The 26,830-nt window shown below is 58.9% G+C and carries 27 protein-coding genes; 13 read left to right on the forward strand and 14 right to left on the reverse strand.

Annotation, left to right across the window (positions count from 1 at the left end; genetic code table 11):
- Window positions 1-60: 60 nt before the first annotated feature.
- From gltA to ACE3SE_RS08615, 8 genes are all read left to right on the forward strand, one after another.
- Window positions 61-1,350 (forward strand): citrate synthase, encoded by a 1,290-nt coding sequence (gene gltA / locus ACE3SE_RS08580; RefSeq protein WP_062790705.1) that lies wholly within the window; start codon window positions 61-63, stop codon window positions 1,348-1,350.
- Between the two features lie 223 nt (window positions 1,351-1,573).
- Window positions 1,574-4,402, forward strand: coding sequence for a 2-oxoglutarate dehydrogenase E1 component (locus ACE3SE_RS08585; protein WP_131355457.1), 2,829 nt, complete (start codon window positions 1,574-1,576; stop codon window positions 4,400-4,402).
- A gap of 67 nt (window positions 4,403-4,469) precedes the next feature.
- The gene (gene odhB / locus ACE3SE_RS08590) at window positions 4,470-5,711 is read left to right on the forward strand and encodes a 2-oxoglutarate dehydrogenase complex dihydrolipoyllysine-residue succinyltransferase (protein WP_045845613.1); all 1,242 of its coding nucleotides are present in this window, start codon (window positions 4,470-4,472) and stop codon (window positions 5,709-5,711) included.
- A 68-nt stretch (window positions 5,712-5,779) separates the two neighbouring features.
- Entirely contained in the window at window positions 5,780-5,968 is a 189-nt protein-coding gene (locus ACE3SE_RS08595; RefSeq protein WP_059287349.1) for a hypothetical protein, read from the forward strand.
- A gap of 13 nt (window positions 5,969-5,981) precedes the next feature.
- Window positions 5,982-7,415: a dihydrolipoyl dehydrogenase gene (gene lpdA, locus ACE3SE_RS08600; RefSeq protein WP_045845615.1), complete on the forward strand. Its 1,434-nt coding sequence runs from the start codon at window positions 5,982-5,984 to the stop codon at window positions 7,413-7,415.
- 200 nt (window positions 7,416-7,615) lie between these two features.
- Window positions 7,616-8,785, forward strand: a complete 1,170-nt coding sequence (gene sucC, locus ACE3SE_RS08605; RefSeq protein WP_045845616.1) for an ADP-forming succinate--CoA ligase subunit beta — start codon at window positions 7,616-7,618, stop codon at window positions 8,783-8,785.
- Between the two features lie 27 nt (window positions 8,786-8,812).
- Complete coding sequence (gene sucD / locus ACE3SE_RS08610) at window positions 8,813-9,697, forward strand: succinate--CoA ligase subunit alpha (protein WP_374554642.1); 885 nt, start codon at window positions 8,813-8,815, stop codon at window positions 9,695-9,697.
- A 170-nt stretch (window positions 9,698-9,867) separates the two neighbouring features.
- The gene (locus ACE3SE_RS08615; RefSeq protein ID WP_374554644.1) at window positions 9,868-10,302 is read left to right on the forward strand and encodes a hypothetical protein; all 435 of its coding nucleotides are present in this window, start codon (window positions 9,868-9,870) and stop codon (window positions 10,300-10,302) included.
- 6 nt (window positions 10,303-10,308) lie between these two features.
- Here ACE3SE_RS08615 and ACE3SE_RS08620 read toward each other — a convergent pair whose 3' ends face one another.
- Both ACE3SE_RS08620 and ACE3SE_RS08625 read right to left on the reverse strand, forming a co-directional pair.
- Window positions 10,309-10,761: an LEA type 2 family protein gene (locus tag ACE3SE_RS08620; RefSeq protein WP_045845619.1), complete on the reverse strand. Its 453-nt coding sequence runs from the start codon at window positions 10,759-10,761 to the stop codon at window positions 10,309-10,311.
- Window positions 10,758-11,648, reverse strand: a complete 891-nt coding sequence (locus ACE3SE_RS08625; protein ID WP_374554646.1) for a LysR family transcriptional regulator — start codon at window positions 11,646-11,648, stop codon at window positions 10,758-10,760. The genes ACE3SE_RS08620 and ACE3SE_RS08625 overlap by 4 nt, the downstream gene beginning before the upstream one ends.
- A 105-nt stretch (window positions 11,649-11,753) precedes the next feature.
- On the opposite strand from ACE3SE_RS08625, the gene ACE3SE_RS08630 reads away from it, so the two are divergent.
- Both ACE3SE_RS08630 and ACE3SE_RS08635 read left to right on the forward strand, forming a co-directional pair.
- Window positions 11,754-12,173, forward strand: coding sequence for a CidA/LrgA family protein (locus ACE3SE_RS08630; protein ID WP_045845620.1), 420 nt, complete (start codon window positions 11,754-11,756; stop codon window positions 12,171-12,173).
- Between the two features lies 1 nt (window position 12,174).
- Window positions 12,175-12,858, forward strand: a complete 684-nt coding sequence (locus ACE3SE_RS08635; protein WP_233160536.1) for an LrgB family protein — start codon at window positions 12,175-12,177, stop codon at window positions 12,856-12,858.
- 153 nt (window positions 12,859-13,011) lie between these two features.
- Here the strand turns inward: ACE3SE_RS08635 and ACE3SE_RS08640 are convergent, their stop codons facing one another.
- Window positions 13,012-13,641 carry a putative metalloprotease CJM1_0395 family protein gene (locus tag ACE3SE_RS08640; RefSeq protein WP_374554649.1) on the reverse strand — a complete coding sequence of 210 codons (630 nt, stop codon included), beginning with the start codon at window positions 13,639-13,641 and terminating at the stop codon, window positions 13,012-13,014.
- A 281-nt stretch (window positions 13,642-13,922) separates the two neighbouring features.
- Here ACE3SE_RS08640 and ACE3SE_RS08645 point away from each other — a divergent pair, with 281 nt between their 5' ends.
- On the forward strand, window positions 13,923-14,408 hold the full coding sequence (locus ACE3SE_RS08645; protein ID WP_045845740.1) for an acyl-CoA thioesterase: 486 nt from the start codon (window positions 13,923-13,925) through the stop codon (window positions 14,406-14,408).
- A gap of 44 nt (window positions 14,409-14,452) precedes the next feature.
- Window positions 14,453-15,130 carry a TIGR01621 family pseudouridine synthase gene (locus tag ACE3SE_RS08650; protein ID WP_045845622.1) on the forward strand — a complete coding sequence of 226 codons (678 nt, stop codon included), beginning with the start codon at window positions 14,453-14,455 and terminating at the stop codon, window positions 15,128-15,130.
- Here ACE3SE_RS08650 and ACE3SE_RS08655 read toward each other — a convergent pair.
- The 5 genes from ACE3SE_RS08655 to ACE3SE_RS08675 form a co-directional block, all read right to left on the reverse strand.
- Window positions 15,127-15,933, reverse strand: coding sequence for a ChbG/HpnK family deacetylase (locus ACE3SE_RS08655; protein WP_374554651.1), 807 nt, complete (start codon window positions 15,931-15,933; stop codon window positions 15,127-15,129). The genes ACE3SE_RS08650 and ACE3SE_RS08655 overlap by 4 nt on opposite strands.
- A complete protein-coding gene (locus ACE3SE_RS08660) occupies window positions 15,930-16,319 on the reverse strand; it encodes a GtrA family protein (protein WP_374554653.1) in 390 nt (129 codons plus the stop codon). Before ACE3SE_RS08660 ends, ACE3SE_RS08655 begins: the two co-directional genes overlap by 4 nt.
- Window positions 16,316-17,347, reverse strand: coding sequence for a glycosyltransferase family 2 protein (locus ACE3SE_RS08665; RefSeq protein WP_374554655.1), 1,032 nt, complete (start codon window positions 17,345-17,347; stop codon window positions 16,316-16,318). The genes ACE3SE_RS08660 and ACE3SE_RS08665 overlap by 4 nt, the downstream gene beginning before the upstream one ends.
- Complete coding sequence (locus ACE3SE_RS08670; RefSeq protein ID WP_374554657.1) at window positions 17,344-18,816, reverse strand: ArnT family glycosyltransferase; 1,473 nt, start codon at window positions 18,814-18,816, stop codon at window positions 17,344-17,346. The genes ACE3SE_RS08665 and ACE3SE_RS08670 overlap by 4 nt, the downstream gene beginning before the upstream one ends.
- 153 nt (window positions 18,817-18,969) lie before the next feature.
- Window positions 18,970-20,346, reverse strand: a complete 1,377-nt coding sequence (locus ACE3SE_RS08675; protein WP_374554659.1) for a peptide MFS transporter — start codon at window positions 20,344-20,346, stop codon at window positions 18,970-18,972.
- Between the two features lie 772 nt (window positions 20,347-21,118).
- Between ACE3SE_RS08675 and ACE3SE_RS08680 the strand changes: the two genes are divergently transcribed.
- Window positions 21,119-22,510 carry a tryptophanase gene (locus tag ACE3SE_RS08680; protein WP_374554661.1) on the forward strand — a complete coding sequence of 464 codons (1,392 nt, stop codon included), beginning with the start codon at window positions 21,119-21,121 and terminating at the stop codon, window positions 22,508-22,510.
- 64 nt (window positions 22,511-22,574) lie between these two features.
- Here the strand turns inward: ACE3SE_RS08680 and ACE3SE_RS08685 are convergent, their stop codons facing one another.
- The 6 genes from ACE3SE_RS08685 to ccoO all read right to left on the reverse strand — a co-directional run bounded on the left by ACE3SE_RS08685 (window position 22,575) and on the right by ccoO (window position 26,823).
- Window positions 22,575-22,976, reverse strand: a complete 402-nt coding sequence (locus ACE3SE_RS08685; RefSeq protein ID WP_045845627.1) for a YbaY family lipoprotein — start codon at window positions 22,974-22,976, stop codon at window positions 22,575-22,577.
- On the reverse strand, window positions 22,976-23,503 hold the full coding sequence (locus ACE3SE_RS08690; RefSeq protein ID WP_045845628.1) for a FixH family protein: 528 nt from the start codon (window positions 23,501-23,503) through the stop codon (window positions 22,976-22,978). The genes ACE3SE_RS08685 and ACE3SE_RS08690 overlap by 1 nt, the downstream gene beginning before the upstream one ends.
- Before the next feature lie 3 nt (window positions 23,504-23,506).
- Window positions 23,507-24,952, reverse strand: coding sequence for a cytochrome c oxidase accessory protein CcoG (gene ccoG, locus ACE3SE_RS08695; protein WP_131355431.1), 1,446 nt, complete (start codon window positions 24,950-24,952; stop codon window positions 23,507-23,509).
- Window positions 24,953-25,099: 147 nt separating this feature from the next.
- Entirely contained in the window at window positions 25,100-26,014 is a 915-nt protein-coding gene (gene ccoP, locus ACE3SE_RS08700; RefSeq protein WP_374554664.1) for a cytochrome-c oxidase, cbb3-type subunit III, read from the reverse strand.
- The gene (locus ACE3SE_RS08705; RefSeq protein WP_045845631.1) at window positions 26,011-26,205 is read right to left on the reverse strand and encodes a cbb3-type cytochrome oxidase subunit 3; all 195 of its coding nucleotides are present in this window, start codon (window positions 26,203-26,205) and stop codon (window positions 26,011-26,013) included. The genes ccoP and ACE3SE_RS08705 overlap by 4 nt, the downstream gene beginning before the upstream one ends.
- A gap of 3 nt (window positions 26,206-26,208) precedes the next feature.
- Window positions 26,209-26,823, reverse strand: a complete 615-nt coding sequence (gene ccoO / locus ACE3SE_RS08710; RefSeq protein ID WP_045845632.1) for a cytochrome-c oxidase, cbb3-type subunit II — start codon at window positions 26,821-26,823, stop codon at window positions 26,209-26,211.
- Window positions 26,824-26,830: the final 7 nt, after the last annotated feature.

Here is a 26,830-nt window from a genome sequence, read left to right on the forward strand (position 1 = left end):
TTGCAGGCTGCAGGGCCCAAAAACGATTACAACACCACAAAACTGACTGGGAGTATTGCTGTGGAAACTAACCGCAAAGTGACGCTCGCTTACAACGAGGGCAAGGACACACTGGAAATGCCGGTACTGTCCGGCACTCTGGGTCCGGATGTCGTCGATATCCGTGCCTTCTCCAAGACCGGCATGTTCACCTTTGACCCGGGCTTCCTGGCCACCGCCAGCTGTGAGTCCGCCATCACCTTCATCGACGGTGATCTGGGTCAGCTCTACTACCGCGGCTATCCGATCGAGCAGCTGGCTGAAAAGAGCGACTATCTGGAAGTGTGCTACCTGCTGCTGAACGGCGACCTGCCGACCGCAGCCCAGCGCAAGGAATTCGAACGTGGCGTGATGCGCCACAACATGCTGCACGACCAGCTGATGAGCCTGTTCAAGGGCTTCCGTCGTGACGCACACCCGATGGCTGTAATGGTGGGTGTGGTTGGCGCGCTGTCTGCCTTCTACCACGACTCGCTGGACATCACCAATCCGGAACACCGTCGCATCTCTGCCCACCGTCTGGTGGCCAAGCTGCCGACCATCGCCGCACAAGCCTACCGCTACAACAAGGGCCTGCCGTTCTCCTACCCGAAAAACGGCCTGACCTATGCGGAAAACTTCCTGCACATGATGTTCTCCACCCCGTGTGAAGAGTACAAGGTGAACCCGGTTCTGGCCCGCGCGCTGGACCGCATCTTCACCCTGCACGCCGACCACGAGCAGAACGCTTCCACCTCCACCGTGCGTCTGGCTGGTTCCTCCGGTGCCAACCCGTTCGCATGTATCGCTGCCGGTATCGCCTGCCTGTGGGGTCCGTCCCACGGTGGCGCCAACGAAGCCGTACTGAAAATGCTGGACGAAATCGGCAGCGTGGACAACGTGGCCGACTTCATGCAAGGCGTGAAGGACAAGCGTTACAAGCTGATGGGCTTTGGCCACCGCGTGTACAAGAACATGGACCCGCGCGCCGCCATCATGAAGCAGACCTGCGACGAAGTGCTGAACGAACTGGGCCTGCACAACGATCCGAAGTTCAAGCTGGCCATGGCACTGGAAAAGATCGCCCTGGAAGACCCGTACTTCATCGAGCGCAAGCTGTACCCGAACGTCGACTTCTACTCCGGCATCGTACTGTCTGCCATCGGCATTCCGGTTTCGATGTTCACCCCGATCTTCGCCCTGGCACGTACCGTGGGCTGGATCGCGCACTGGAGCGAGATGATCGCCGACCCGGCCATGAAGATCGGCCGTCCGCGTCAGCTGTACACCGGCGCACCGCGCCGCGACATTGTCGATATCGACAAGCGCTAATCAGGCAGTGACGAGTTGGCCGGACACGTTTCGGCCAACTTTTTACCTTGTCTTACAGAATACAGTCAGCAGTTTAACGACAGATGCCGATAGAGCGCTGCGGAAAAAACGGAGACGGATTTGCCCTGCCAAAGCCCTTCTTGCGTCTTTTCCACAACGCTTTCTCCACGCAGCAATGTAGCCAAACGTAGACACGTACGTAGATAAAACAAAGGGTCGAATAATGATGCAATCCATGTACAGTCATTCCTACCTGTTCGGTGGGAATGCACCGTTCATCGAGGAACTGTACGAACAGTACCTCGCTGATGCGAATTCGGTTCCGGCCGAATGGCGCGACTACTTCGACAAGCTGGCACAGGCACCGGGTGCCGCCGAGCGCGATGTACCGCACATGCCCATCCAGGAATCCTTCATTCAACTGGCCAAGAAACCGGCCAGCGGCCCGCGCAACACCACTGGCGGCGAATGGGAAACCATGCAGAAGCAGGTGGGCGTGCTGAAGCTGATTTCGGCCTACCGCGTACTGGGTTCCCGTCAGGCCAATCTCGACCCGCTCAAGCGTATGGACCAGGCTACCCTGCAAGAGCTGGATCCGCACAAGCACGGCCTGACCGATGCCGACATGGCGGTACAGTTCAATGTGGGTTCGCTGGTGGCACCGCAAAAGCTGCCGCTGTCCGATATCCTGTCGCGTCTGAAACAGACCTATTGCGGCAATATCGGTCTGGAATTCATGCACATCACCAAGTCGGACGAAAAGCACTGGGTACAGAAGCGCTTTGAAGGCGATCTGTCCACCCCGCGCTACGATGCCGCCAAGAAAATGCGCATCCTCAAGCAGATCACCGCGGCCGAGACCCTGGAGCGCTATCTGCATACCAAATACGTTGGCCAGAAACGCTTCTCGCTGGAAGGTGGCGAATCCACCATTGCTGCGCTGGACCACCTGATCCACAACGCCACTGCGGTTGGCGTGCAGGAACTGATCATCGGCATGGCCCACCGTGGCCGTCTGAACGTGCTGGTGAACACCCTGGGCAAGCTGCCGCGCGACCTGTTTGCCGAATTCGAAGGCAAGGCCGCCCAGCAAATGGCCTCCGGCGACGTGAAGTACCACATGGGCTTCTCCTCCGACATCCCCACTGCCAGTGGTCCGATGCATGTGTCGCTGGCGTTCAACCCCTCGCACCTTGAAATCGTAAACCCGGTGGTAGAAGGCTCGGTACGCGCCCGTCAGGACCGCCGCAAGGACAGCGAGCGCAAGTGCGCCGTGCCGGTACTGATTCACGGTGACTCCGCCTTTGGCGGCCTGGGTGTCAACCAGGGTACTTTCAACCTGTCGCAAACCCGCGGCTACGGTACCGGTGGCACCATCCACATCGTGATCAACAACCAGGTAGGTTTCACCACCTCGGACACGCGCGACATGCGTTCCACCCTGTACTGTACCGACGTGGCCAAGATGGTTGAAGCGCCGATCTTCCACGTCAACGGTGATGATCCGGAAGCCGTCTGCTACGTGATGCAGGCTGCGCTGGACTACCGCATGCAGTTCAACAAGGACGTGGTCATCGATCTGGTCTGCTACCGCAAACTGGGTCACAACGAAGGTGATGATCCCTTCCTGACCCAGCCGATGATGTACAAGAAGATTGCCAAGCATCAGGGCGTACGCGCCATGTATGCCGAGCGTCTGGTACAGGAAGGCGTGCTGAAGGCAGAAGAGGCCGAAGCACTGATCCAGGCCTACCGTGATGCGCTGGACAAGGGCGAGCACGTGGAACAGACCGCGCTCACCAACTACAAGCGCGAACATGCCCTGGACTGGAGCCAGTACATGGGCACCCACTGGGCACACCCGACCGACACTTCGCTGCCGCGCGCCGACATCCAGCGCCTGACCGAGAAATTCACCACCCTGCCGGAAGGCTTCAAGCTGCATCCCACCGTGCAAAAGGTACTGGCTGCACGCAAGGCCATGGCCGCCGGTGAACAGAATGCCGACTGGGGCATGGCCGAGACCCTGGCCTATGCAAGTCTGGTGACCAATGGCTTCGGTGTCCGCCTGTCCGGTGAAGACTCCGGCCGTGGTACATTCTCCCACCGTCACGCCGTGCTGCACGACCAGAACCGCGAACGCTGGGACCAGGGCTCCTACGTGCCGCTGCGCAATATGTCCGACAACCAGGCTGAATTCCTGGTGATCGACTCCATCCTGAACGAAGAAGCGGTACTGGCCTATGAATACGGCTATGCCTGCTCCGCACCGGATCAGCTGGTGATCTGGGAAGCCCAGTTCGGCGACTTCGCCAACGGCGCCCAGGTGGCGATTGACCAGTTCATTTCCTCCGGCGAAACCAAGTGGGGCCGTCTGTGCGGCCTGACCACCATCCTGCCGCACGGCTACGATGGCCAGGGTCCGGAACACTCCTCCGCCCGTCTGGAACGCTGGCTGCAACTGTGCGCCGAGCACAATATGCAGATCGTGATGCCGTCCGAAGCCAGCCAGATGTTCCACATGCTGCGCCGTCAGGTGCTGCGTCCGTACCGCAAGCCGCTGGTGATCTTCCTGTCCAAGCGCCTGCTGCGTTTCAAGGACTCCATGAGCCCGATCGAAGACTTCACCAACGGCAGCTTCCGTCCGGTGATCGGCGATGCCGTGGTGCAGGATCCGAAGAAAGTGAAGCGCGTGGTGCTGTGTGCCGGTCAGGTGTATTACGACCTGGCTGCCGGCCGCAAGGAAAAGGGCCTGGAAGACGAAATCGCCATCGTGCGCATCGAGCAGTTGTATCCCTTCCCGACCGAGCAGGTAGCCGCCGAACTGGCACGGTTCCCGCAAGCCAAGGAAGTGATGTGGGTGCAGGAAGAGCCGCGTAACCAGGGTGCCTGGTACCAGATCCGCCATCGCCTGGAAGGTCTGTTGATCGGCAAGCAGTTCTTGTCGTTCGCTGGTCGTCCGTCTTCTGCTTCGCCGGCCGTAGGCTACATGAGCAAGCACGTTGCCCAGCTCAAGTCCTTCGTCGAAGAAGCCATGACGATTGCCAAGTAAGTACACGCCAACACAACGATTACACTGACGGGGGCGGCAGGATGACCGCCCCGCTCTGGAGAAGAACATGATTATTGAAGTCAAAGTCCCCCAACTGCCCGAGTCCGTTTCCGAAGCCACGCTGATGACCTGGCACAAGAAAGCTGGCGATTTCGTCAATCGCGACGAAAACGTCATCGACCTGGAAACCGACAAGGTTGTGCTGGAACTGCCGGCACCGCAGGCTGGCGTGATTGTTGAAATCATCGAACAGGACGGCGCTACCGTGGTTTCCGGTCAGCTGATCGCCCGCATCGACACCGCCGCCAAGGCTGGCGATGCCCCGGCTGCCGTTGCGGCTGCCCCGGCTGCTGCCGCTCCGGCTCCGGTACAAGCTGCTCCGGCTGCTGCACCGGGTGGCGCTGCCATGCCGTCCGCTGCCAAGCTGGCTGCCGAAACCGGCGTGAACCTGGCCAACGTGACCGGCACCGGTCGTGATGGTCGTGTCCTGAAAGAAGACGTACAGGCTGCTGCCGCTGCTCCGTCGCAAGCCGGTCCGGTACTGGCTTCCGCCGGTGTTGCCTTGTCCGCTACCCCGGCTGCCGTGAACGTGGCTGCCGTACTGGGTGACCGTCCGGAACAGAGCGTGCCGATGTCCCGCCTGCGTCAGCGTGTGGCCGAGCGTCTGGTGATGAGCCAGCAGACCAACGCCATCCTCACCACCTTCAACGAAGTGAACATGAAGCCGGTGATGGACCTGCGTGCCCGTTACAAGGACCGCTTCGAGAAAGAACACGGCGTGAAGCTGGGCTTCATGGGCTTCTTCGTCAAGGCCGTGGTTGCCGCGCTGAAGAAATACCCCATCGTCAATGCTTCCGTTGATGGCAACAACATCATCTATCACGGTTACTTCGACATTGGCGTGGCTGTTGGCAGCCCGCGTGGCCTGGTGGTTCCGGTCATCCGCAATGCCGACCAGCTGAGCCTGGCCGAAATCGAAAAACAGATCGCCGACTTCGGCAAGCGCGCCCAGGAAGGCAAGCTGACCGTGGAAGAACTGACCGGTGGTACTTACACCATCTCCAACGGCGGTACTTTCGGTTCCATGATGTCCACCCCCATCATCAACCCGCCGCAATCCGCCATTCTGGGCATGCACGCCACCAAGGAGCGCGCAGTGGTTGAGAATGGTCAAGTTGTCGTGCGCCCGATGATGTACCTTGCCCAGTCGTACGACCACCGCATCATCGATGGTCGCGAAGCGGTACTGAGCCTGGTGGCCATCAAGGACGCCATTGAAGATCCGGCCCGCCTGATCCTGGACCTGTAATACCGGGTCTGTCATGTCTGTTGGCCGCAAGTTGTCTTGCGGCCACTTTGAATAATGTGAACGGAGAAATGATGATTTTGCCTGACTGGCTGTATGCGGTAGCTTCCATCCTGGCTGGGGTCGCCATTGCGGTACTGACCTGGAAGAAGCAGCAACGCGGTATCCGCGAAGACCGTTACACCCTGGTGGGCAAGCTCATCATTGCCGTGTTCATGATTGCTTTCGGGATCTTGCTGTTCAAGGTCGGTAAATCCTGATCAAGGAAAATCAATGAGCCAACAGTTTGATGTAGTTGTAATCGGTGGCGGCCCCGGTGGATATGTGGCTGCCATTCGTGCTGCCCAGCTGGGTTTCAATACCGCTTGCGTCGATGCATTCAAAAACCCGGAAGGCAAGCCTTCGCTGGGTGGTACCTGCCTGAACGTGGGTTGCATCCCGTCCAAGGCGCTGCTGCAGTCCTCGGAAAACTTCCACGCGGTACAACACGACTTTGCCAAGCACGGCATCACCGTGTCCGGTGCCAAGATGGACGTGGCCGCCATGCTGGAACGCAAGACCGGCATCATCAGCAAGAACGCCGCCGGTATCAGCTTCCTGTTCAAGAAGAACAAGGTTGCCAACATCCACGGTCTGGCCGCTCTCAAGGGCCGTCAGGGCGACAAGTGGCTGATCGAAGTCACCGACAACGGCGCAGTGGTTGATACACTGGAAGCCACCAACGTCATCATCGCCACCGGTTCCAGCCCGCGTCAGCTGCCGGGTCTGGCCACCGACAACCATATGGTGCTGGACAACGAAGGTGCTCTGGCGCTGACCGCCGTACCGAAACGCCTGGGCGTGATCGGTGCTGGTGTGATCGGTCTGGAAATGGGTAGCGTGTGGAAGCGTCTGGGCGCGGAAGTGACCATTCTGGAAGCCGCACCGACCTTCCTGGCCGCTGCCGACCAGCAAATCGCCAAGGAAGCCTTCAAGACCCTGACCAAGGACACCGGTCTGGACATCAAGCTGGGCGTGAAGATTGGCGAAATCAAGGCTACCAAGAAGCACGTTACCGTCAACTACGAGCTGAACGGCGAAGCCGTGGCTGCCGAATTTGACAAGCTGATCGTCTCTATCGGCCGCGTGCCGAACACCGCCGGTCTGGGTGCCGAAGCCGTTGGCCTGCAACTGGACGAGCGTGGCTTTGTTGCCGTGGACGACCACTGCCACACCAATCTGCCGGGCATCTGGGCAATTGGCGACGTGGTGCGCGGCCCGATGCTGGCCCACAAGGCTTCCGAAGAAGGCGTTGCCGTGGCAGAACGCATTGCCGGCCAGAAGCCGCATGTCGATTTCGGCGTGATTCCGTGGGTGATTTACACCTCGCCGGAAATCGCCTGGGTAGGCAAGACCGAAGAGCAGCTCAAGGCTGAAGGCATCGAATACAAGAAGGGTACTTCCGGTTTCGCTGCCAACGGTCGTGCACTGGGTCTGGGTCAGGCACAAGGCACGGTGAAGATCCTGGCCGATGCCAAGACCGACCGCATCCTGGGCCTGCACATGATCGGCCCGATGGTGTCCGAGCTGGTGACCGAAGGCGTGGTGTCGATGGAATTCAAGGCCGCCAGCGAAGACCTGGCCCGCATTGTCCACGCACACCCCAGCCTGTCGGAAGTGGTACACGAAGCTGCACTGGCTGCTGACAAGCGCGCATTGCACGGCTAAGTGCTGCGGGGCCGTGTACAATGACACGGCCCCATGAATCTGCCCGGTAACTGTCGGGCAGATTTGCAAAGAGGGTATGGGAGCAGGGGCTGCCGCGAGAACAGTTCCGCCCCGATACATTAGGGTTGAGGAAGCGACCAAGGAATAGAGACGTTGGCCAGACAGGGCCCGCCATCATTTCCACCGAAAGGAAACCATAGATGAACCTGCACGAATACCAAGCGAAAGAGCTGCTGGCCAAATACGGCTTGCCGGTACAAAAGGGCATTCTGGCCACCACGCCGGAAGAAGCCGCTGCCGCTTATGACCAACTGGGCGGCAAGTTTGCCGTCGTCAAGGCCCAGGTGCATGCCGGTGGCCGTGGCAAGGCCGGTGGTGTCAAAGTGGTCAAGACCCGCGAAGAAGCCGCTGAAGTCGCCAAGAGCCTGATCGGCACCAACCTGGTGACCTATCAGACCGACGCAGCCGGCCAGCCGGTCAACAGCGTATTGGTATGCGAAGACATGTACCCGGTACAGCGCGAACTGTACCTGGGCGCCGTAGTGGACCGTGGCAGCCAGCGCGTTGTGTTCATGGTGTCCACCGAAGGCGGCGTGGAAATCGAAAAAGTAGCCGAAGAAACCCCGGAAAAGATCATCAAGATCGAAATCAACCCGCTGGTCGGCATGCAGCCGTTCCAGGCACGTGATGCCGCGTTTGCCCTGGGTCTGTCCGGTTCGCAAATCGCTGCCTTCAGCAAGCTGATGCTGGGCGCTTACCAGGCTTTCGTGGAAAACGACTTCGCCCTGTTCGAAGTAAACCCGCTGGCACTGCGTGAAAACGGCGAACTGGCCTGCGTTGATGGCAAGATCAACCTGGACTCCAACGCCCTGTACCGTCACCCGGCCCTGCTGGCCCAGCGCGACAAGTCGCAGGAAAACGAACGCGAAGTGAAAGCTTCTGAATTCGACCTGAACTACGTGGCCCTGGAAGGCAATATCGGCTGCATGGTGAACGGTGCCGGCCTGGCCATGGCCACCATGGACATCATCAAGCTGAAGGGTGGCCAGCCGGCCAACTTCCTGGACGTGGGTGGTGGTGCCACCAAGGATCGCGTGATCGAAGCCTTCAAGCTGATCCTGGCCGATGATTCGGTCAAGGGCGTGCTGATCAACATCTTCGGCGGCATTGTACGTTGCGACATGATTGCCGAAGCCATCATCGCCGCGGTGAAGGAAGTGAACGTGACCGTGCCGGTTGTTGTGCGCCTGGAAGGCAACAACGCCGAGCTGGGCGCCAAGATTCTGGACGAATCCGGCCTGAAGCTGGTTTCCGCCCAGGGCCTGAACGACGCAGCCGAGAAGATCGTCGCTGCCGTTGCTGCGCTTTAATCACCTGCACCGCATAAGGATTTCAAAATGAGCGTATTGGTAAACAAAGACACCAAAGTGCTGGTGCAAGGTTTCACCGGCAAGAATGGTACCTTCCACGCCGAACAGGCGCTGAAGGTTGGCACCAAGGTTGTGGGTGGCGTTACCCCGGGCAAGGGCGGTTCCGAGCATCTGGGCCAGCCGGTGTTCAACACCATGAAGGACGCCGTGCGTCAAACCCAGGCTGATGCCTCGGTCATCTACGTACCGGCAGCTTTTGCCAAGGATTCCATCCTGGAAGCCATCGACAGCGGCGTGAAGCTGATTGTCTGCATCACCGAAGGCGTGCCCACCCTGGACATGCTGTACGTGAAAAAAGCCGTGGACGAAGCCGGCATCCGCCTGATCGGCCCGAACTGCCCGGGTATCATCACCCCGGGTGAGTGCAAGATCGGCATCATGCCGTGGCACATCCACAATCCGGGCCGCATCGGTATCGTGTCCCGTTCCGGTACCCTGACCTACGAAGCCGTGGCACAAACCACCGCCCTGGGTCTGGGTCAGTCCACCTGCATCGGTATCGGCGGCGACCCGATCCCGGGTACCAGCCACATCGACGCCCTGAAGCTGTTCCAGGACGATCCGGATACCGACGCCATCGTGATGATCGGTGAAATCGGTGGTACCGCAGAAGAAGAAGCTGCTGAGTTCGCCAAGGCCTACGTGACCAAGCCGGTAGTCGGCTACATCGCCGGTGTGACTGCTCCCAAGGGCAAGCGCATGGGCCACGCCGGTGCCATCATCTCTGGCGGCAAGGGTACTGCTGAAGAGAAGTTCAAGGCCTTCGAAAAGGCTGGCATCGCCTACACCCGCAGCCCGGCCGAAATCGGCAAGACCATGTTCGAACTGCTGAAGTCCAAGGGCATGATCTGATCGCAGGTTTCACTTGCTGCAGCAAAAACGCCACCTTCGGGTGGCGTTTTTTTTATGGTCAGTCAGCGATGGTCGCATGACTGCCCGGTGGCGACTGTTTATGGTAGAACTGCAAGGTCGCCGCTTGATCCGAAAACACTGACCACAGCTGAATGAGAAGAGGAAAAACCATGCGCTACTGGCTTTGTCTGCTGGTGCTTGCCACCGGCGCCTGCAGCAGTTTCCCCACCCGCGAGGGGTATGCACAGAAGGTGTATTACTGGCAGGGCAAGGATGCCAATACCTTGTTGGCGCAATGGGGTGCACCCAGCAAGAGCATGACCATGCCCAATGGCAACACGCTGTATACCTACAGCAAGTCCTATACCCAGCAGCAGCCATATTTTGACAACCGCCGTTTCGAGCCAGGCAGCCGCTTTACCGTGACGGAAAACGGCCAGAGCCGGGTGATCGAAACGCCGGGGCGCTGGGTTTACGATGGCAGCATCGGTGGCGGCGTCATGCACTACAGCTGTACCACCAATTTCGTGGTGAATGCCCAGACCCAGCTGATCGAATCTGTCAGCTTTGACGGCAACGACTGCGTGGCCGTCCCCCGTCAGTAAGCCTGTTTATGGCAGCTTCCATTCCCCATTACTGCTGAACGGCAGGCTGGCGATGCCTTGCAAGTCCTCCAGCCGGCCTTGCAGCTGGTATTCCAGCCTGCCATCGCCCTGCAATGCCTTGCCCAGCTGCTTCAGCCAGCTGCCCAGCGAGGTATGCACCCTGACCTTGATTTCGCTTTCGCCCAGCGCGGCCACATTGATGGCCTGATTGCTTACCCCGCTGGCCATGTGCTGGCCGGCTACGCTCAGGTCAAAACTGAGCCCGCCGGCACGCAATGGCACGCTGTTGGGGTTCTGCAAACGCAGGGTAAGGTCGAAATTCTGCTCCAGCAGGGTAGATGCCGCCGGGCGGATATCCACCAGGCTGACTTGCGGTTTTTTCAGTCCAAAGGTGCCGCAGCCTGTCAGCCACAGGCAAAGCAATAGCGTGAGCAGTCCTGCCAGTCCATGGCGTTTCATTGCAATCCTCCCAGTACATCCTGCGTGACGGCGATCCAGGCGCGGGCCGCATGGGACAGATAGCCGCCTTGCTGCCAGATCAAGGCCAGATGCCAGATCAGCCAGGGGTTGGAAACCGGAATCACGTCGTATTCCTTCCGGTCCAGCCGCTCCACCACCGAACGGGGTAGCAGGGTGACGCCCAGACGCGCATTCACCAGTTCGACAATGAAATCCCAGTGTGCGCTGCGCCCGACAATGTTCAGTGGCTTGCCCATTTCACGGAAGGCGTGGCTGATGCGGCTGGACAGGGTGAAGTCTTCCGGGTACAGCACAAAGTTCTGATCGGCAATTTCCGGCAGCGTAATGGACGAGCGTCCATGCCATGGCGAACTGGCCGGTGCAATCAGGCACAGCGGGTCGCGCACCACGGCAAATTGCTGAAAGAAACTGTTGTCCACCGGCAGTACGGCAACGCCGATTTCCAGCTCACCACTGCGCACGCTGTTTTCAATGGCCAGTGCACCGTCTTCCACCATCTTCAGCTCGATGCCAGGGTAGCGTTCGCGAAAGGCACCCACTACCGGGGCGAAAAACGCCACCCCTACCATGGGCGGCAGACCAACCACCAGCTCACCGCGGGTGAGGCCGGCCAGGTCATTCAGTTCGTTTTTCAGCTGGTTCATGGCGGACAGCACATCCATGCCGCGCTCGAACGCCACCTTGCCGGCATCACTCAGCCGGAAGCTGCGGCCTTCCCGGATGATCAGCGGCGTGCCCAGTTCTTCTTCCAGCTGCTTCACCATTTTGCTGATGGTGGGCTGGGTGACAAACAGTGCATCGGCAGCCTTGGTAAAGCTGTGACGTTTCACCACTTCCACAAAGTAACGCAAGGCACGAATGTCCATGATCAATTCCATTTAAGAATGAGTCAGATAATTTTAATTCATTTTTTGAATGAAATGGGCGCGACTATACTCGGTACTCGTTGCTGCTGATGGAGCGAGCGCACCATGAAACGCCTGTCCGACCCTGCCGTAAAGCAAAGCCTGGCCACTGTATTGCAAGTGCTGATGCTCTGCCTGGTGTGGCTGCTGGCCAGTCGCCTGAGCCATGCCTATGTGCCGGAAATACCGGCTGGTGTGCTGGGCATGTTCCTGGTGCTGGCTGCACTGGCCCTGGGCTGGTTGCCGCTGGCCTGGTGCAAGAGCGGGGCTCGCTGGCTGTTGGCCGAAATGTTGCTGTTTTTCATTCCGGCTACTGTTGCCGTGGTGCAGTACCCGCAACTGATGGGCAGCATCGGCCTGCGCATTGTGCTGGTGATCCTGTTGTCTACCGTACTGGTGATGACCGTGACTTCGCTGGTGGTGGATGCAGGCTACAAATTCGAAATCATGCTGAAACGTCGCAAACGACAGCATGGAGTGTTGTGAGATGGAAAACCTGCTGGCATTTGGCTGTCTGGTGTTGACGCTGGTGTTGTACTGGCTGGCAAAGAAGCTGTATCGCCGCACGGGTAACTGGTGGACCGCACCGTTGTTGGCGGTTCCCTTGCTGGTGATTGGTGCGGTAGTGGTGGGGCATATTCCTTACCACACCTACTTTCAGGATACGCACTGGCTGAGCTGGTTGCTTGGCCCGGCAACGGTGGCATTTGCCATTCCGATTTACGAGCAGCGCCAGGTGATACGCAAGCATGCGCTGTCGCTGAGCTGCGGGGTGCTGGTTGCCATGCCGGTGGCCGTGATGAGTTCGGTATGGCTGGCCCGCGCTTTCGGTTTGTCCGAGCTGTTGCAGAAAAGCCTGGCGCCACGGTCCATCAGTACACCGTTTGCCATGGCCACGGCATCGAGCATTGGTGCTCCGCCGGACCTGACCGCGGTGTTTGTGGTGATTACCGGTGTGGCCGGCATGTTGCTGGGTGAACTGATGCTGATGTTGTTGCCCTTGCGTTCACGACTGGCCAAGGGGGCTTTGCTGGGTGCTGCCGCACATGGTGCCGGTACTGCCAAGGCCAACGAGCTGGGTGCCGAAGAAGGTGTGGTGGCCAGCCTGACCATGATGCTGGGTGGCATTGCCACGGTGTTTGCCGCCCCACTGATTGCCTGGTTTGTGTGATGCGGGCCGGATTGAAGATTTCTCTGTAGTAAGCCCATGCCATCGGGAGTGGTGTGTGGTGTCTCTCCTCTTGTTGTCCTCCCAAAACGAGCGTTGTTCGGGCTGACCCTATCCGGTCAGCCCATTTTTTTTGTCGCGCGGGGATGGGGCGAATCAGGCAAAGGTATCGATGCTGCTGCCCTTGCTGCTGTCCGGCTTGCCGCTCAAGGCAGCAAAAATGGCCTTGGTGGTGGCGATGGCTGGGTTGTTCTGTGCAGCCTGCAGTTGCTGCTCTTGCTGCTTGTCGATCTGGCTTTGTGCTTCGCGCGCCATCTGCTCAGCTTCGGCTGCAACGGCGCGGTCCTGCCCGGATGGGTCTACTGGTGCCAGGGCGGCAGCAGCTACCTGTCTGGCATTGGCCAGGGTTTCCTGCGGGTTTTGCCCGCTGGCCAGCCGGATGCTGACTTCCCCGCCGATGGCATATTGCTTGCCGTCCGGCCCTTCCTGATAACTGTAATTGGCACCACCGCTGACCAGTGCGCCACCCGCTGCCATATGCGCCTGCTCGTGCTGGCGGACATCGCTATCACGCGCGCGCAGTTCATCCAGTTGCTTTTGTTGGTCCGGAGTGAGGGTACTGCCCTGGTAAATGGCAGAAGGGGAAGGGGTGCTTACGCCCGGCACTGGCGTGGCAATCGACGCCATGCGCGCAGCAGTGCAAGCCGCACAGGTGCAATTGGGCCCGTGTTGCGACAGTGTGCTGATGCCATAGCCTGAGCTGGCATTGATGGACGATAGACTCATGATCCGCATGATCCGGATTCACTTCATTCTAGTGCAGTGCTTGCCTTAATGCATTGAATGCAAACAGCTATTCTTGCAATTGCAACTTTCGTGGCTGGCAGAGACGCACTGTGGGCAGGTGCCGCGGCAAGCGCTGTGGCCGGATCGCCCGCGACAGCCTGCGAGGACTGCGGCAGAATGAGGCCTGTTCGCGTTCTCTGGCCTTATCGGCCGGATGCGCATTCTTGCCGCAGCAGGCCGCAGCGCCTTGCGGCCATGATGAATTTCAGGAAATCCACAGCATGCAACAACAGGTAAATCAGGAAAACCAGCGTGAACTGGTGATGTCGGTATTGATGATGCCGGATATGGCCAACTTCTCCGGCAATGTCCATGGCGGCGTGCTGCTGAAACTGTTGGACCAGGTGGCCTATGCCTGTGCCAGCCGCTATGCCGGCTGCTATGTGGTGACCTTGTCGGTGGATCAGGTGTTGTTCAAGCAGCCCATCCATGTGGGCGAGCTGGTGACCTTCATGGCCAGCGTGAACCATGTGGGGCGCACCTCGATGGAAATCGGCATCAAGGTGGTGGCAGAAGACATCCAGCAGCGCTCGGTGCGCCATACCAATAGCTGCTATTTCACCATGGTGGCGTTTGAAAACGGCAAGGCAGTGGCCGTGCCGCCCTTGAGCCTGGAAACGGATGAACAGAAAAAGCGCTTCCGTGATGCGGAAATCCGCAAGAAATTGCGCATGGAAGCACAGCAAAAAACCAGCGATCCGTGCTGAAGGCGTAGAATCGCCGCCTTGCTCATTCCTCCAGGTGTCATCCCATGTTTAGCCTGCTGTACAGCGACCCGCGCTTTTATCTGATCAACAAGCATGCCGGTGTGAGTTTTCACCGCGAAGGGGAGGAAGACGGCTTGCTGGACGCGGTGCGTGCGGGTTTGAGAGACGACGCAGTATGGCCGGTCCACCGCCTGGACCGGGTGACTTCCGGCCTGATTCTGCTGGCCCGTTCCAGTCAGGTGGCCAGCCAGTTTGGCAGCGCCTTTGCCGACCATGCGGTGGAGAAATACTATCTGGCGCTGTCGGACCGCAAACCGCAAAAGAAGCAGGGCCTGATCAAGGGCGATATGGAAAAGGGCCGGGGCGGCGCATGGCGCTTGCTTCCTGCCGTGCAGAATCCGGCCATTACCCAGTTCTTCAGCTTCTCGGTACAGCCGGGCTTGCGCCTGTTTCTGTTGCGGCCACACAGTGGCAAGACGCACCAGCTGCGCGTGGCGATGAAGTCGCAATCCGCCCCGATTCTGGGCGATGTCCTGTATGGTGGCAGCCCGGCAGACCGGGCCTATCTGCATGCCTATGCCTTGCGCTTCATGCTGGATGGCGAGGCTTTCAGTTTTGTCTGTCCGCCAGACCATGGAGCCGAGTTTGTGAGCGAGGCACTGCACACCTGCCTGCAACGCGAAGCCAGCGCACCGTGGGCGCTGGCCTGGCCGAAAATCTAGTGTTGGAACCTTCCCAGTGTTATTCCAGCCTGCAGGCAATCGTCGGCAAAGGCCTGACTGGAAAGATGCTGATATTCCACCGCGCGCGCAGCGGCAATCGGGTCGCTGGCATCGCTGGCCGGCAGGCCGGGGTGACACATCATCAGCCCGCCATCAGGGCAGCTGTGCAGCCATTGCCGCATCAGACCGGTAAAACCGGCTTCCGGCTGTAAGGCATACAGGCCGGCAAACCACTGATTGCAGTGCAGGCCTTTTTGCTCGGCAGCAGAGGCAAAACCACGGCATACCTGTTGCAACACCAGCGCTTTCGGACGGCTGTCACCCGGGTGACCCAGACGCTCCGGCGCGCGCAGATAGGGTTTGCTGTTTGCAGTCCAGCGCAGGGCGATGGCGTCGAACAGGGCGTCGCGCACCACCGGCAGCGCATGCACATGCTGGTGGCCGTCGATGAAGTCCGGCAAGCGCCCCAGCTGCTGGCTGAACTGGTCGATCTGTCGCAGCAGGCTGTCGCGCAAGGCGGTGCGAGACAGACTGCGCAACTGGCTGAGCAGTAGCCAGTGCGACAAGGGCTTGATCAGCTGCGGTCCATTGGCAAAGTCGTGAGTGAGATTGAAATGCAGGCCGATGTCGGCTTGTTGTGCCAGCTCGCGCAAAGGGGCTGCCAGTGCGGGCCAGTGCGGGGACTGTGTCATCACGCTGGTGGCGGACAGCCGACCTGTCTGCAGCAGCGCAACAATGCCCTGGCTGATGGCGGGCGATTGAGCATAGTCATCAGCACACAGGGTCAGACGGCGCGGCGTCATGCAGCTTGCTCCTTGTCGGCAAAGGCCCACAACTTGCTGAAGACAAAGGTGAACACAGCCACCGTGGCCAGCACGATCAGCAGGGACAGACGGTAATCCAGCGGGGTGAAGCGCAGCAGCACGAAATACATGGCTTCATTCAGCGCAAAGCTCAGGCAGGCCACCATGAAAAAGCGTGGCAGCGCCTGACGGTGCGGTACGTGGGCGGCCTCGAATGTCTTGTGCCGATGCCCCCAGTAGCTCACCTGGAATGCCAGCAGGAAAGCCAGGATATTGGCCAGCAAGGGCGGCAGGCCCACTGGCACCAGAATCACTGCCACCAGCAGAAAATGCACCAGCATGGCACTGACGCCGATGATGCCGAACCACAGCAGCTCACGGTTCATTGCTGATCCTGCTCGCTGCGGCTTACGCGGCTGATCAGGTAAATCGGGCGCTGCTTCACTTCGCTGAAAATCCGGCCGATGTATTCGCCGAGAATGCCGATGGACAGCAGCTGTACCCCACCCAGAAAAGACACGGCCACCGCCAGGGTGGGCCAGCCGGGCTGGTCGTTGCCGAACAGCAGGGTGTGCAGCAGTTCCCACGAAGCATACAGGATGGACGCCAGCGAGATGGCGCTGCCAATCAGCGTCCACATGCGCAGGGGCACATTGGAAAACGCGGTGAGGCCGGTCAGCCCCAGGTTCAGCAGGCTGAAGAAGTTGAAGCTGCTTTTGCCCGCCCGGCGCTCTTCGGTATGGGTTTCCACCGGTAGCTGGGTAAAGCCCACCCAGTTGTACAGGCCTTTCATGAAGCGGTTGCGCTCCGGCATCTGGCGCAGCGCGTCCAGTACACAGCGGTCCATCACGCGGAAGTCTTGGGTGTTTTCCGGAATCTTGTGGCGTGCACCGCTGTTGAGCAGGGTATAGAACACGCGGGTGAACAGGCGTTTGCCCAGGGTTTCCGTATCGCGACTGGAGCGCACGCTGTACACCATGTCGTAGCCGGCACGCCACTGGCGCAGGAATTCCGGCACCATGGCCGGCGGATGCTGGAAGTCGCTATCGATCAGCACGGCCACATCACCGTGGGCGTGGTCGATGCCGGCAGTCAGTGCCAGTTCCTTGCCAAAATTGCGCGACAGCTGGATCAGCGTCACCGGCAGATGGTCGATCTGGCTCATGACCTGTTCCACCGTGTTGTCGCGGCTGCCGTCATCCACCACGATCAGCTCGTGGCGAAACCCTGCTTCGGTCAGCAAGCCATGCAGGGTTTGCAACATGGGGACAATGTTTTCGCTCTCGTTGTAGGCCGGCAAAATGCAGCTGACCAGCGGGTCGGCCGGTCGTGCAGCCGCCCGTTGTTGCAAGAGGAATGGTGGGACGAAGGCGCTAGGTGGCGTAGTGGTCATCGGCGTCTCCTTGTTATTCATGGCGTTGATCCGCTGGCTTGTTCGCGCAGCAGCAGCATCTGGTCCTTCATCACCGTAAAGCTGGCAATCGGCTTGAAGCGCTGCTTGATATCGGCAGGCAGGCTGGGCAGGTCGCGCTGCTCGGTAACAATGAAATGGCTGTGACCTTCTGCCAGCAACTGGCGCAGTACCTGCGGCTGTTGCGTGGTCTTGACCTTGCCTTGGCTATAGAACTCGGCGGAGAACTCGCGGCGGCTGTCCCAGAAAACCAGCGTGCTGCCGGCTGCCGGTTGCTGTTGTTGCCAGGCAGCAATCACCAGCTGTTGCGTGCGGAAGTAACGCTGCCCCTGCGTCCATTGCAGTGCAACGGCCAGCAGCAACAATACGCCGGACACCATGGCAAGCCAGGGCAGGCTGCTGCCTTGCTGCGGCTGGCGGCAGCCCTGCCACAAGGTGGCAAACAGCAAGGCACAACCCGGCAGCATGGGCAGCGGATAAGGGAAGATGATGTTGCCGGAAATGGTGAAAAACAGCAGCGTCATCAGGCTCCACAGCAAGACATACAAGCGCCAGCCATCGGTTTCGGCAGTGCGCTTCAGCATGTTTTTGCCATGACGACCCAGCCAGACCAGCATGGCCAGCGACCAGGGGAAAATCGCCCCCAGCCAATACAGCCAGATCATGCCGCGCGGGGTGGCATGGGCATAGCCGTATTTGTCACCCTTCCAGCCCGGGTCGAGGAAACGGCTGACATGCTCGCCCATGATGAAGTAATTGAGGAAGCCTGGCGTGCGGTATTCCGCCAGCAGATACCAGGGCAGGGCGATGGCCAGCATCAGCAGGCTGCCGCTGATCCATGGCAGGCGTTGCCACATGGCTTTCCAGCCATTGCGCAGCAATACCCAGAAGAAAATCGGCATGCCGACCAGCACAATTGTCAGCGGCCCCTTGGCCAGCAGGCCAAGCCCCAGTCCGGCAAAAAACAGATAGCCCCAGCGAGTGCCGCGCCCCTGCATGGCATGCCAGAACGACAACTGGGACAAGGCGACGCAGAACATCAGCGACGGGTCGGTCATCACCGTGCCTGCTGCTGCGAAAAACAGCAGGCTGCCAGCCAGAATCAGTGCTGCAGCCAGCCCGGCTTCACGTCCCAGCCGTTGCCGGGCGGCATCGGCCACCAGCCACAGCACTGCGATGGACAGCAGCAAGGCGGGCAGTCGGGCCGCCAGCGGATTGACGCCGAACAGGCCCATGCTGGCGGCGGAAGTCCAGGTGGACAGCGGCGGCTTGGCCCAGAATGGAATGCCATAGTCGTGCCACAAGGTGACCCAGTTGCCGGTTTCCAGCATCTTGCGGGCAATTTCCGCATAGCGGGCTTCGGTGGTGTCGGTCAGCGGAATGGCCCACATTGCCAGCAGACGAATCAGCAGCAAAGCGGCCAGAACATAAACGGCAAGGCGTTGCCATTGTGTGTGGGAGGACGGTTTCATGAAGTCCGGTGAGCACGCTTTGGGCGGCTGGGCAAAGTCGAAAAAAACCCGCACAGCTTACCATGCCAGCCTTGTTTTAGTCTTAAGCACCCGCCAGGCGCCATGCAAAACGCTGCCCTTGGGCGGCGCTTGACTCTGGCAGGGTGCGCTGGCTTATTGCAGGCCGTGCATCATCTTTTTCAGTTTGCTGGACAGCAGGAACAGGATCAGTGCGCCAATGCCGGCCATCACCACAAACACCATGAAGAAGTCATGCAGATTGTTGATGGCGTAACCCAACAGATGCGGGGCGGGCTTGGCCGGGTCCGGGTACAGCTCGGACAGGGTGCCAGCCAGTTTGTTGGCTGCGGCATTGGACAGGAACCAGATGCCCATCATCAGGCTGGTAAAGCGTGCCGGTGACAGCTTTACCACCAGCGACAGGCCGATTGGCGACAGACACAGCTCACCGAAGGTGTGCAGCACATACAGGCTGACCAGCCACAGCATGCTGACCTTGACGCCAGGTTCCAGCCCATCCACCCCGAATGCGATGACCAGATAGCCAATGGCCAGGAACAACAGGCCCAGTGCCATCTTTACCGGCGAGGCCGGCTCGCGGCCTTGCTTGCCAAGCCAGGTCCACAGCATGGCAAACAGCGGGGCAAAAATGACCACCGAAATCGGATTGACGGACTGGAAGTAGGAGGCTGGAACGGTAAAGCCCAGCAAATTGCGGTTGGTCTGCTCTTCGGCAAAGAAGGTCAGCGAGGCACCGGCCTGCTCGAAGGCTGACCAGAAGAAGATCACAAAGGCCGAGACAATCAGGATGACCGCCAGGCGTTCCTTTTCCACCCGCGTCAGCGGCGCATGGACCACCTTTTCACCACTGGCGTGATGGCGCTGCGGTGCCAGCCCGATGGGCTTGCCCTCCGGGGTCACCAGATATTTGTGCTTGAACAGGCTGAAGACCAGCAGGCTGAACAGCATGCCGCAGCCAGCGGCCAGGAAGCCCCATTTGAAGTCATCCGGATTGCCGGTATCACCCAGGGTGCCGCAAATGAGCGGGGCGATCAGCGAGCCGGCATTGATGCCCATGTAGAAAATGGTAAAGGCCGAATCCACCCGTTTGTCGTCCGGTGCATACAGCTGACCCACCATGGAGGAAATATTGGGCTTGAACAGGCCATTGCCAGCAATCAGCAGGCCAAGGCCGGCATACAGCAAGCTGGAAGCCAGCGGCACATTGCTGGCATGCAGGCTGCCGGAACAGAACAGCAGGAACTGGCCACACGCCATCAGGACGCCGCCGGTCATGATGGAGCGGCGATTCCCCCAGTAGCGGTCTGCAATGTAGCCGCCAATCAGGGGTGTGAGATAAACCAGACCGGTGTAGCTGCCATAGATGTCAGCGGCGTGTGCCTTGTCAAACATCAGGGCCTTGATCATGAACAGGACAAAAATGGCGCGCATGCCGTAGTAGCTGAAGCGCTCCCACATCTCGGTGACAAAGAGCAGATACAGCCCTTTGGGATGGGATTGGGTGGTCATAGACATTCCTTGTGCAGCTTGGGATGCCATCTGTCGATGGCTTGTTGTGATATTTTATTGCTTGCTATTTCAAGCAGGCGGCGATAGTAGCGACTTAATCACTCTCTGTGGAGTGTTTGTGCTGAATATTTAGCATGTTGTGCAGTATAAGAGAAAATTGATATTCATGGTTTGACATGCGGCAAGTATTTCAATGGAAAGGGAATTTTCCTGTTGTTTGTTGGTTTGAAGACGATGGTTTTCACCGCCGGGCTGTGGTAAATCGCGCAAAACGCTACAGCCGCGTACATGGTGGAACCGGGGCTGACAGACTAAAGGCAGAGCTGTGCTGATGGTGCTGACACAAGGACATGGAAAGCTGTGCCGGGAGAGGGTGGTGCTGTGTTGGCGTGGCATCACGGTCACACTGGATTGACTGTCTGGATGGATGGTTGACAATTTTCTTGCGATGAAAACTGCCAAGAGGTAATCTGGCCGCGCCATCCGGCAATGATTTTTACTAAGGTGTTTCACATGAACACGTTGGCAAGCTTGACCCGGACGGCTGCCAACCATGGTAGCCTGCCCAAAAACTGGTTTACCCTCGACATCGTGCTGGCCTACGACTTTCCCCGTCGCTGATCTCCCCTGCTAGCCGGTTCCCGGCTGCATTCTGCTGCATTCATTTTTTTCTATCTGAATCACATCTCTGGCTTTGTCGCGCCTGGCTGATCTGCGCCTGAGACGGCTGCTGCTCGCCTGCCCGCTGGCCAGAGCAAAGGGAGTATTACGCATGGCACGACGCATTCCTGAACCGTTCCGCATCAAAATGGTGGAACCCATCAAGCAAACCACCCCGGAATACCGCCAGCAGGCGCTGGCAGAAGCGGGCTGGAACCCCTTCTTGCTGCGTGGTGAAGATGTCTACATCGACCTGCTGACCGACAGTGGCACTGGTGCCATGTCCGACCGCCAGTGGGCAGGCCTGATGATGGGGGACGAAGCCTATGCCGGTAGCCGCAACTATTTTCATCTGGCGGATACGGTCAAGCAGCTGTTTGCCTACGAACACACGATTCCCACCCATCAGGGGCGTGGTGCAGAGCAGATCCTGTTCCCGGAACTGGTGAAACGCTGCCGTGGCGATCAGCCGGTATTCATCTCCAACTATCACTTCGACACCACCAAGGCACACGTCGAGATCGCCGGTGCACGTGCCATCAATGTGCTGACGCCCAAGGCGCTGGATACCGAGGTGGCTTATGACTGGAAGGGTGATTTCGATCTGGAGCGGCTGGATGATGTGATTGCCAGTGCCGGTGCCCAGAACGTGGCTGGTCTCATCATCACCATCACCTGCAACAGCGCAGGCGGACAGCCGGTGTCCCTGCCCAATATCCGTGCTGCCAGCCAGCTGGCACGTCAGCATGGTATTCCGGTGATCATCGATGCTGCCCGCTTTGCCGAAAATGCCTGGTTCATCCAGCAGCGCGACCCGGATTACGCCAAACACAGCATTGAAGAAATCGTGCTGGAAATGTTCAGTCACGGCGACATGCTGACCATGTCCGCCAAGAAGGACGGCCTGGTGAATATTGGCGGCCTGTGCTGCTTCAAGGAGGATGTCGATCTTTTCCGTGCGGTACAGGTACGTTGTGTGCCGATGGAAGGCTTTGTGACCTATGGCGGCCTGGCCGGACGTGATATGGAGGCCCTGGCTATCGGCCTGAAAGAAGGGCTGGATCCGGCCTATCTGACCTACCGTATCAGCCAGGTGGAGTATCTGGGCGAGCGTTTGCGTGCCGGTGGCGTTCCCATCCAGTATCCGACGGGCGGACATGCCGTGTTTGTCGATGCCAAGCGCCTGTTGCCGCATATTCCTGCCGAGCAGTTCCCTGCGCATGCGCTGGCTTGCGCGCTCTATCTGGAAGGCGGGGTGCGCGGCGTGGAAATCGGCTCCCTGCTGCTGGGGCGCAATCCGCAGACCGGCGAACAGGAACCGTCGCCGCTGGAATTGCTGCGGCTGACCATTCCGCGCCGGGTCTATACCAACGACCACATGGACTATATTGCCGATTGCCTGATCGAAGTGAAGGCGCGGGCTGCCAGTATCACCGGCCTTGGCTTTGAATACGAGCCGCCCATCCTGCGGCACTTCACCGCCCGTCTCAAGCCCTTGGCCTGAGGCTTGTTGCAATGAAAATGGCTGCCATCGGGCAGCCATTTTTTTGTGTTTACGGTGGACTGTCTTACTTGATCAGCTCGACCGGAATTACGGCCGCTTCCGTGCCGAAGGCATTGATACGGCTGGTGTTCTGCAGGCGCAGTTCACCATCCACATACACCTGGGCCTGCACGCTGTAGCTGCCGCTGGCCTGAATGGCCTGCTTGTCGTAGCACAGCGAGTAGCTCACCGGGAAGGCCTTGGGTTTTTCCAGAGTCTGTTCGGCCAGCAAACGGGCCGGTGCGTCAGCCTGTTTGCCATCATCCAGCAGGCGAACCCGTACCAGCGTGGTGGCCAGTGGCAGGTTGGCTGCAGTGGCCAGCGCCACCTTGCCGTTCAGGTACTGCGGCTGATACGCCTGGCTGGCGCAGCCTGTCAGGCCGAGTGCCAGTGCAAGAAGGGCAGTGCTACGCAGGTGCAGGTGCATCAGTCCACAGCCTCCAGCTTGGGTTGACCCAGCATGATCACCGGGCCTTGTTCCGGCTTCCATTCACCCTGCACGCGCCACTGGTTGCCTTTGTCTTCCAGCTGCACATACCAGTGGTTGGCCTTCACCAGTTCCTTGTTGAAGTTGCCGCTGTACTGATTGGCCGCCAGCTTGCGCAGGTCGGCCGTCACGTCATAGTCGTCCTGTGCCGGATGTACCAGCTTCAGGCTCAGCGTGTCCGGCAAAGGCTGCTTGCTGGTGGTGTTGACCGTGACGGTATGACCATCGCTGCTGAGCATGACCTGGGCGGTAATGCCCAGCGCTGCAGCTGCGGTGTTGCGGCGCAATTCCATATTGATGGCCTTGCCCTTGTTGTAATAGTCGTCCGTCACCAGGCCATCATCGGTCTTCAGCGCGGTGGTGATGTAGCAGCTGCCCACGATGACTGCGGCGAGCGGAAAGCTGATCAGAAACCACACCCAGGGTTCTTTATACCAGGGGCGGGATACGGGGGTGTCCAGTTGCATGACTTACTCTCCGATGAAGCTGGATTTTTCTTCCACATGCAGTACCGGGGTGCTGACGGTTTCCACCTTGAAGTGGATCTCGTGACTGCCCTTGGTGGCTACTTGCGGGTCGGCTTGAACGCGCACGCCAAAGCTTTCGGTTTCGGTTGCCTTGACCTTGATCTGCTTGCTGTCTGTTTCCAGTTTCAGATCAGGCATGCCGTCCACCGAGATTTTAAACTCCTGATCGCGTTCTGTGGTGTTGATGATCTTGATGGTGTAGGCATTTTCCAGCATGCCTGCGTCGGTTTCCTTCACCAGCGAGGCGCGATCACGCAGGATGTCCACCTTGAACGGCTTGCGCATCGCCAGCGAACCCAGTGCGGCACCCAGTACAATCAGCAGCACCACGGTATACATGATCACCCGCGGGCGGCGCAGATGCTTGATGATTTCGCTTTCCGGATACTTGCCTTCCAGCGCATTTTCCGTGGTGTAGCGGATCAGCCCACGCGGATAGCCCACCTTGTCCATCACTTCATCACAGGCGTCGATACAGGCGGCACAGCCGATGCATTCGTATTGCAGGCCGTTACGGATATCAATGCCTACCGGGCAAACCTGTACACAGATGCCACAGTTGACGCAGGAACCCAGGCCCTGTTCCTTGAAGTCCACGCCTTTCTTGCGTGCGCCGCGCGGTTCGCCACGTGCTTCATCGTAAGAAATGATCAGGGTGTCGGCATCAAACATCACGCTCTGGAAGCGGGCATACGGGCACATGTATTTGCATACCTGTTCGCGCATGAAGCCAGCCAGCAGGTAGGTAAAACCGGCGTAGAAGAAAATCCAGAAGCTTTCCCACGGGCCGTAGTCAAAAGTCGGCATCGCCTTGACCAGATCGCGGATCGGCGTGAAATAGCCGACCAGCGAGAAACCGGTCCACAGACAGAACACGATCATCAGGCCGTGCTTGGTCAGTTTCAGCCGCGCCTTGCGCAAGCTCATCGGCTCCTTGTCCAGCTTGATGCGCTTGTTGCGGTCGCCTTCCACCAGCTGTTCGATCCACAGCATGACTTCGGTGTAGACCGTTTGCGGACAGGAATAACCACACCACAGGCGGCCGGCAATGGTGGTCCATACAAACAGGCCAAATGCACAGCTCATCAGCAGTGCCGCCAGATAGACAAAGTCCTGCGGCCAGATGGTCAGCCCGAAAATGAAGAACTTGCGGTTGACCATGTCGAAAAACACCGCTTGCCGGCCGTTCCAGGTCAGCCAGGGCAAGCCGAGGAAAACCAGCTGAGTACCCAGGACAAACAGAATACGCCAGTTATTGAAGATGCCCTTGACGCTGCGCGGGTAGATCTTCTTCTGTGCCTCGTACAAGGACACGGTTTCGGAACCGGGTTTGGGAGAGGGGGGGGTGTGTTCTACTTTGACCGGGATATCTTTTAACGAATCAGACATGGTGTTTTCCTGAAGAGGATTTCGCAAAGTACACCTGGGTGATGGACTTTGCACAAGCATCTTGCAAGTAATTATATTATATGAATCAGTATAGTGTTTGATGTAAAGCATACTGCCCGCTTGCGCGGGCAGTATGTTGGCTAAGGCTTACTGCGCCTTGGCGTTATTGGACAAGCCCCACACGTAGGCTGCCAGCAGGTGAACCTTGCCGTCGCCCAGGAAGTCCTTCCAGGCCGGCATCTGGTTGTTGCGACCATTAGTGATGGTCTCGATGATGGTCTTTTCAGTACCGCCATACAGCCAGATGTTGTCAGTCAGGTTCGGTGCACCCAGTTGCTGGTTACCCTTGCCGTCCGGACCGTGGCAGGCCGCGCAGATGGTGGTGAAGGTTTCCTTGCCGCGTGTTGCACGTTCGGCATCATGCTTCTTGCCGGACAGCGACATCACGTAGTTGGCAACGTCCTTGACCTTCTCTTCGCCCAGTACCGAACCCCAGGCCGGCATCTGACCATGACGACCACCCTGAATGGTGGTTTCGATGGTTTTCGGATCGCCACCCCACAGCCAGTCGTTGTCGGTCAGGTTCGGGAAGCCCTTGGCACCGCGTGCGTCAGAGCCGTGGCACTGTACGCAGTAGGTCTGGAACAGGCGCTTGCCCATTTCCTGTGCCTTGGGATCGGCAGCAACCTGCTTCAGGTCTTCCTTCAGGTACTTGTCATACAGCGGCTGGTACTTGGCTTCCGCCTGGGCACGTTCTTCCTTGTACTGACCTACGGAAGTCCAGCCACGGATACCTTGCCACTTGCCAAGGCCAGGGTAGAGCACCAGATAGCAGGCACCGAAGATCAGCGTGATGTAGAACATCAGCATCCACCAGCGCGGCAGCGGGTGGTTGTATTCTTCGAGGTCGCCATCCCATACGTGACCCATGGTTTCAACCTGCTCACCCTTCTTGACCGTAGTCTTGGATTGGGTGAACAACAGCAGGGACAGCCCAACAAAACCTGCAACCACGATGGCCGTGATCCAGATGCCCCAGAAATCGCTTACGAAATCACTCATTGTTTTGCTCCGTTAGAAGCCGACTCATGGTTGTCGGCCTCCTGCACCTTGTCGTCGTCGAGAAAGGGCACATTGGCCGCTTCATCGTACCGGTTCTTTGAGCGTCTGCTATAGGCGATGAACAACACCAGAATAAAGAAGGTGAAGCACATCACGGTGAAGGCAGAACGCCCAATCGTTACCCAGTCCATGACTTAGCGAACATTCTTCAGTGCGAGACCCAAGCCCTGCAGATATGCAATCAGGGCATCCATTTCCGACTTGCCTTCCACCTGAGCCTTGGCTTCGGCGATATCCTTGTCGGTATAGGGAACACCTACAGCGCGCAGGGCTTCCATTTTCTTCGGCATGATTTCGGCATCGGCCAGGTTCTTCGACAGCCACGGGAAAGCAGGCATGTTGGATTCCGGAACCACGTCACGCGGATTGGTCAGGTGGACACGGTGCCATTCGTCGGAATAACGACCGCCTACACGGGCCAGGTCCGGACCGGTACGCTTGGAACCCCACTGGAAGGGATGGTCGTAAACCGACTCACCCGCAACGGAGTAGTGACCATAACGCTCGGTTTCGGCGCGGAACGGACGAATCATCTGGGAGTGGCAGTTGTAGCAGCCTTCACGGATGTAAATGTCGCGACCAGCCAGTTGCAGCGCGGTATAGGGCTTGACGCCGGCAACAGGCTGCGTGGTGGACTTCTGGAATGCCAGCGGCAGGATTTCCACCAGGCCGGCAAAGCTGATCACGATCAGGGTGAACACGATGAGGTAACCCACGTGCTCTTCAATCAGTTTCTGGATCTTTTCCATGTTCTTC

Source organism: Aquitalea pelogenes (assembly GCF_041914625.1).
Lineage (GTDB): Bacteria > Pseudomonadota > Gammaproteobacteria > Burkholderiales > Chromobacteriaceae > Aquitalea > Aquitalea pelogenes.

Coding starts and splice junctions, on each gene's coding strand:
- ACE3SE_RS08690 (WP_045845628.1), bottom strand. CDS start 23,503: ATGCAACTGGACACCCCCGTATCCCGCCCCTGGTATAAAGAACCCTGG.
- ACE3SE_RS08660 (WP_374554653.1), bottom strand. CDS start 16,319: ATGAACCGTGAGCTGCTGTGGTTCGGCATCATCGGCGTCAGTGCCATG.
- ACE3SE_RS08665 (WP_374554655.1), bottom strand. CDS start 17,347: ATGAATAACAAGGAGACGCCGATGACCACTACGCCACCTAGCGCCTTC.
- ccoP (WP_374554664.1), bottom strand. CDS start 26,014: ATGAGTGATTTCGTAAGCGATTTCTGGGGCATCTGGATCACGGCCATC.
- ACE3SE_RS08650 (WP_045845622.1), top strand. CDS start 14,453: ATGTTTAGCCTGCTGTACAGCGACCCGCGCTTTTATCTGATCAACAAG.
- ACE3SE_RS08645 (WP_045845740.1), top strand. CDS start 13,923: ATGCAACAACAGGTAAATCAGGAAAACCAGCGTGAACTGGTGATGTCG.
- sucC (WP_045845616.1), top strand. CDS start 7,616: ATGAACCTGCACGAATACCAAGCGAAAGAGCTGCTGGCCAAATACGGC.
- ACE3SE_RS08705 (WP_045845631.1), bottom strand. CDS start 26,205: ATGGACTGGGTAACGATTGGGCGTTCTGCCTTCACCGTGATGTGCTTC.
- odhB (WP_045845613.1), top strand. CDS start 4,470: ATGATTATTGAAGTCAAAGTCCCCCAACTGCCCGAGTCCGTTTCCGAA.
- ACE3SE_RS08655 (WP_374554651.1), bottom strand. CDS start 15,933: ATGACGCCGCGCCGTCTGACCCTGTGTGCTGATGACTATGCTCAATCG.
- ACE3SE_RS08640 (WP_374554649.1), bottom strand. CDS start 13,641: ATGAGTCTATCGTCCATCAATGCCAGCTCAGGCTATGGCATCAGCACA.
- sucD (WP_374554642.1), top strand. CDS start 8,813: ATGAGCGTATTGGTAAACAAAGACACCAAAGTGCTGGTGCAAGGTTTC.
- lpdA (WP_045845615.1), top strand. CDS start 5,982: ATGAGCCAACAGTTTGATGTAGTTGTAATCGGTGGCGGCCCCGGTGGA.
- ACE3SE_RS08595 (WP_059287349.1), top strand. CDS start 5,780: ATGATGATTTTGCCTGACTGGCTGTATGCGGTAGCTTCCATCCTGGCT.
- ACE3SE_RS08685 (WP_045845627.1), bottom strand. CDS start 22,976: ATGCACCTGCACCTGCGTAGCACTGCCCTTCTTGCACTGGCACTCGGC.
- ACE3SE_RS08675 (WP_374554659.1), bottom strand. CDS start 20,346: ATGACCACCCAATCCCATCCCAAAGGGCTGTATCTGCTCTTTGTCACC.
- ACE3SE_RS08680 (WP_374554661.1), top strand. CDS start 21,119: ATGGCACGACGCATTCCTGAACCGTTCCGCATCAAAATGGTGGAACCC.
- ACE3SE_RS08635 (WP_233160536.1), top strand. CDS start 12,175: ATGGAAAACCTGCTGGCATTTGGCTGTCTGGTGTTGACGCTGGTGTTG.
- ACE3SE_RS08615 (WP_374554644.1), top strand. CDS start 9,868: ATGCGCTACTGGCTTTGTCTGCTGGTGCTTGCCACCGGCGCCTGCAGC.
- ACE3SE_RS08625 (WP_374554646.1), bottom strand. CDS start 11,648: ATGGACATTCGTGCCTTGCGTTACTTTGTGGAAGTGGTGAAACGTCAC.
- ccoG (WP_131355431.1), bottom strand. CDS start 24,952: ATGTCTGATTCGTTAAAAGATATCCCGGTCAAAGTAGAACACACCCCC.
- ACE3SE_RS08585 (WP_131355457.1), top strand. CDS start 1,574: ATGATGCAATCCATGTACAGTCATTCCTACCTGTTCGGTGGGAATGCA.
- ACE3SE_RS08630 (WP_045845620.1), top strand. CDS start 11,754: ATGAAACGCCTGTCCGACCCTGCCGTAAAGCAAAGCCTGGCCACTGTA.
- ACE3SE_RS08670 (WP_374554657.1), bottom strand. CDS start 18,816: ATGAAACCGTCCTCCCACACACAATGGCAACGCCTTGCCGTTTATGTT.
- ACE3SE_RS08620 (WP_045845619.1), bottom strand. CDS start 10,761: ATGAAACGCCATGGACTGGCAGGACTGCTCACGCTATTGCTTTGCCTG.
- ccoO (WP_045845632.1), bottom strand. CDS start 26,823: ATGGAAAAGATCCAGAAACTGATTGAAGAGCACGTGGGTTACCTCATC.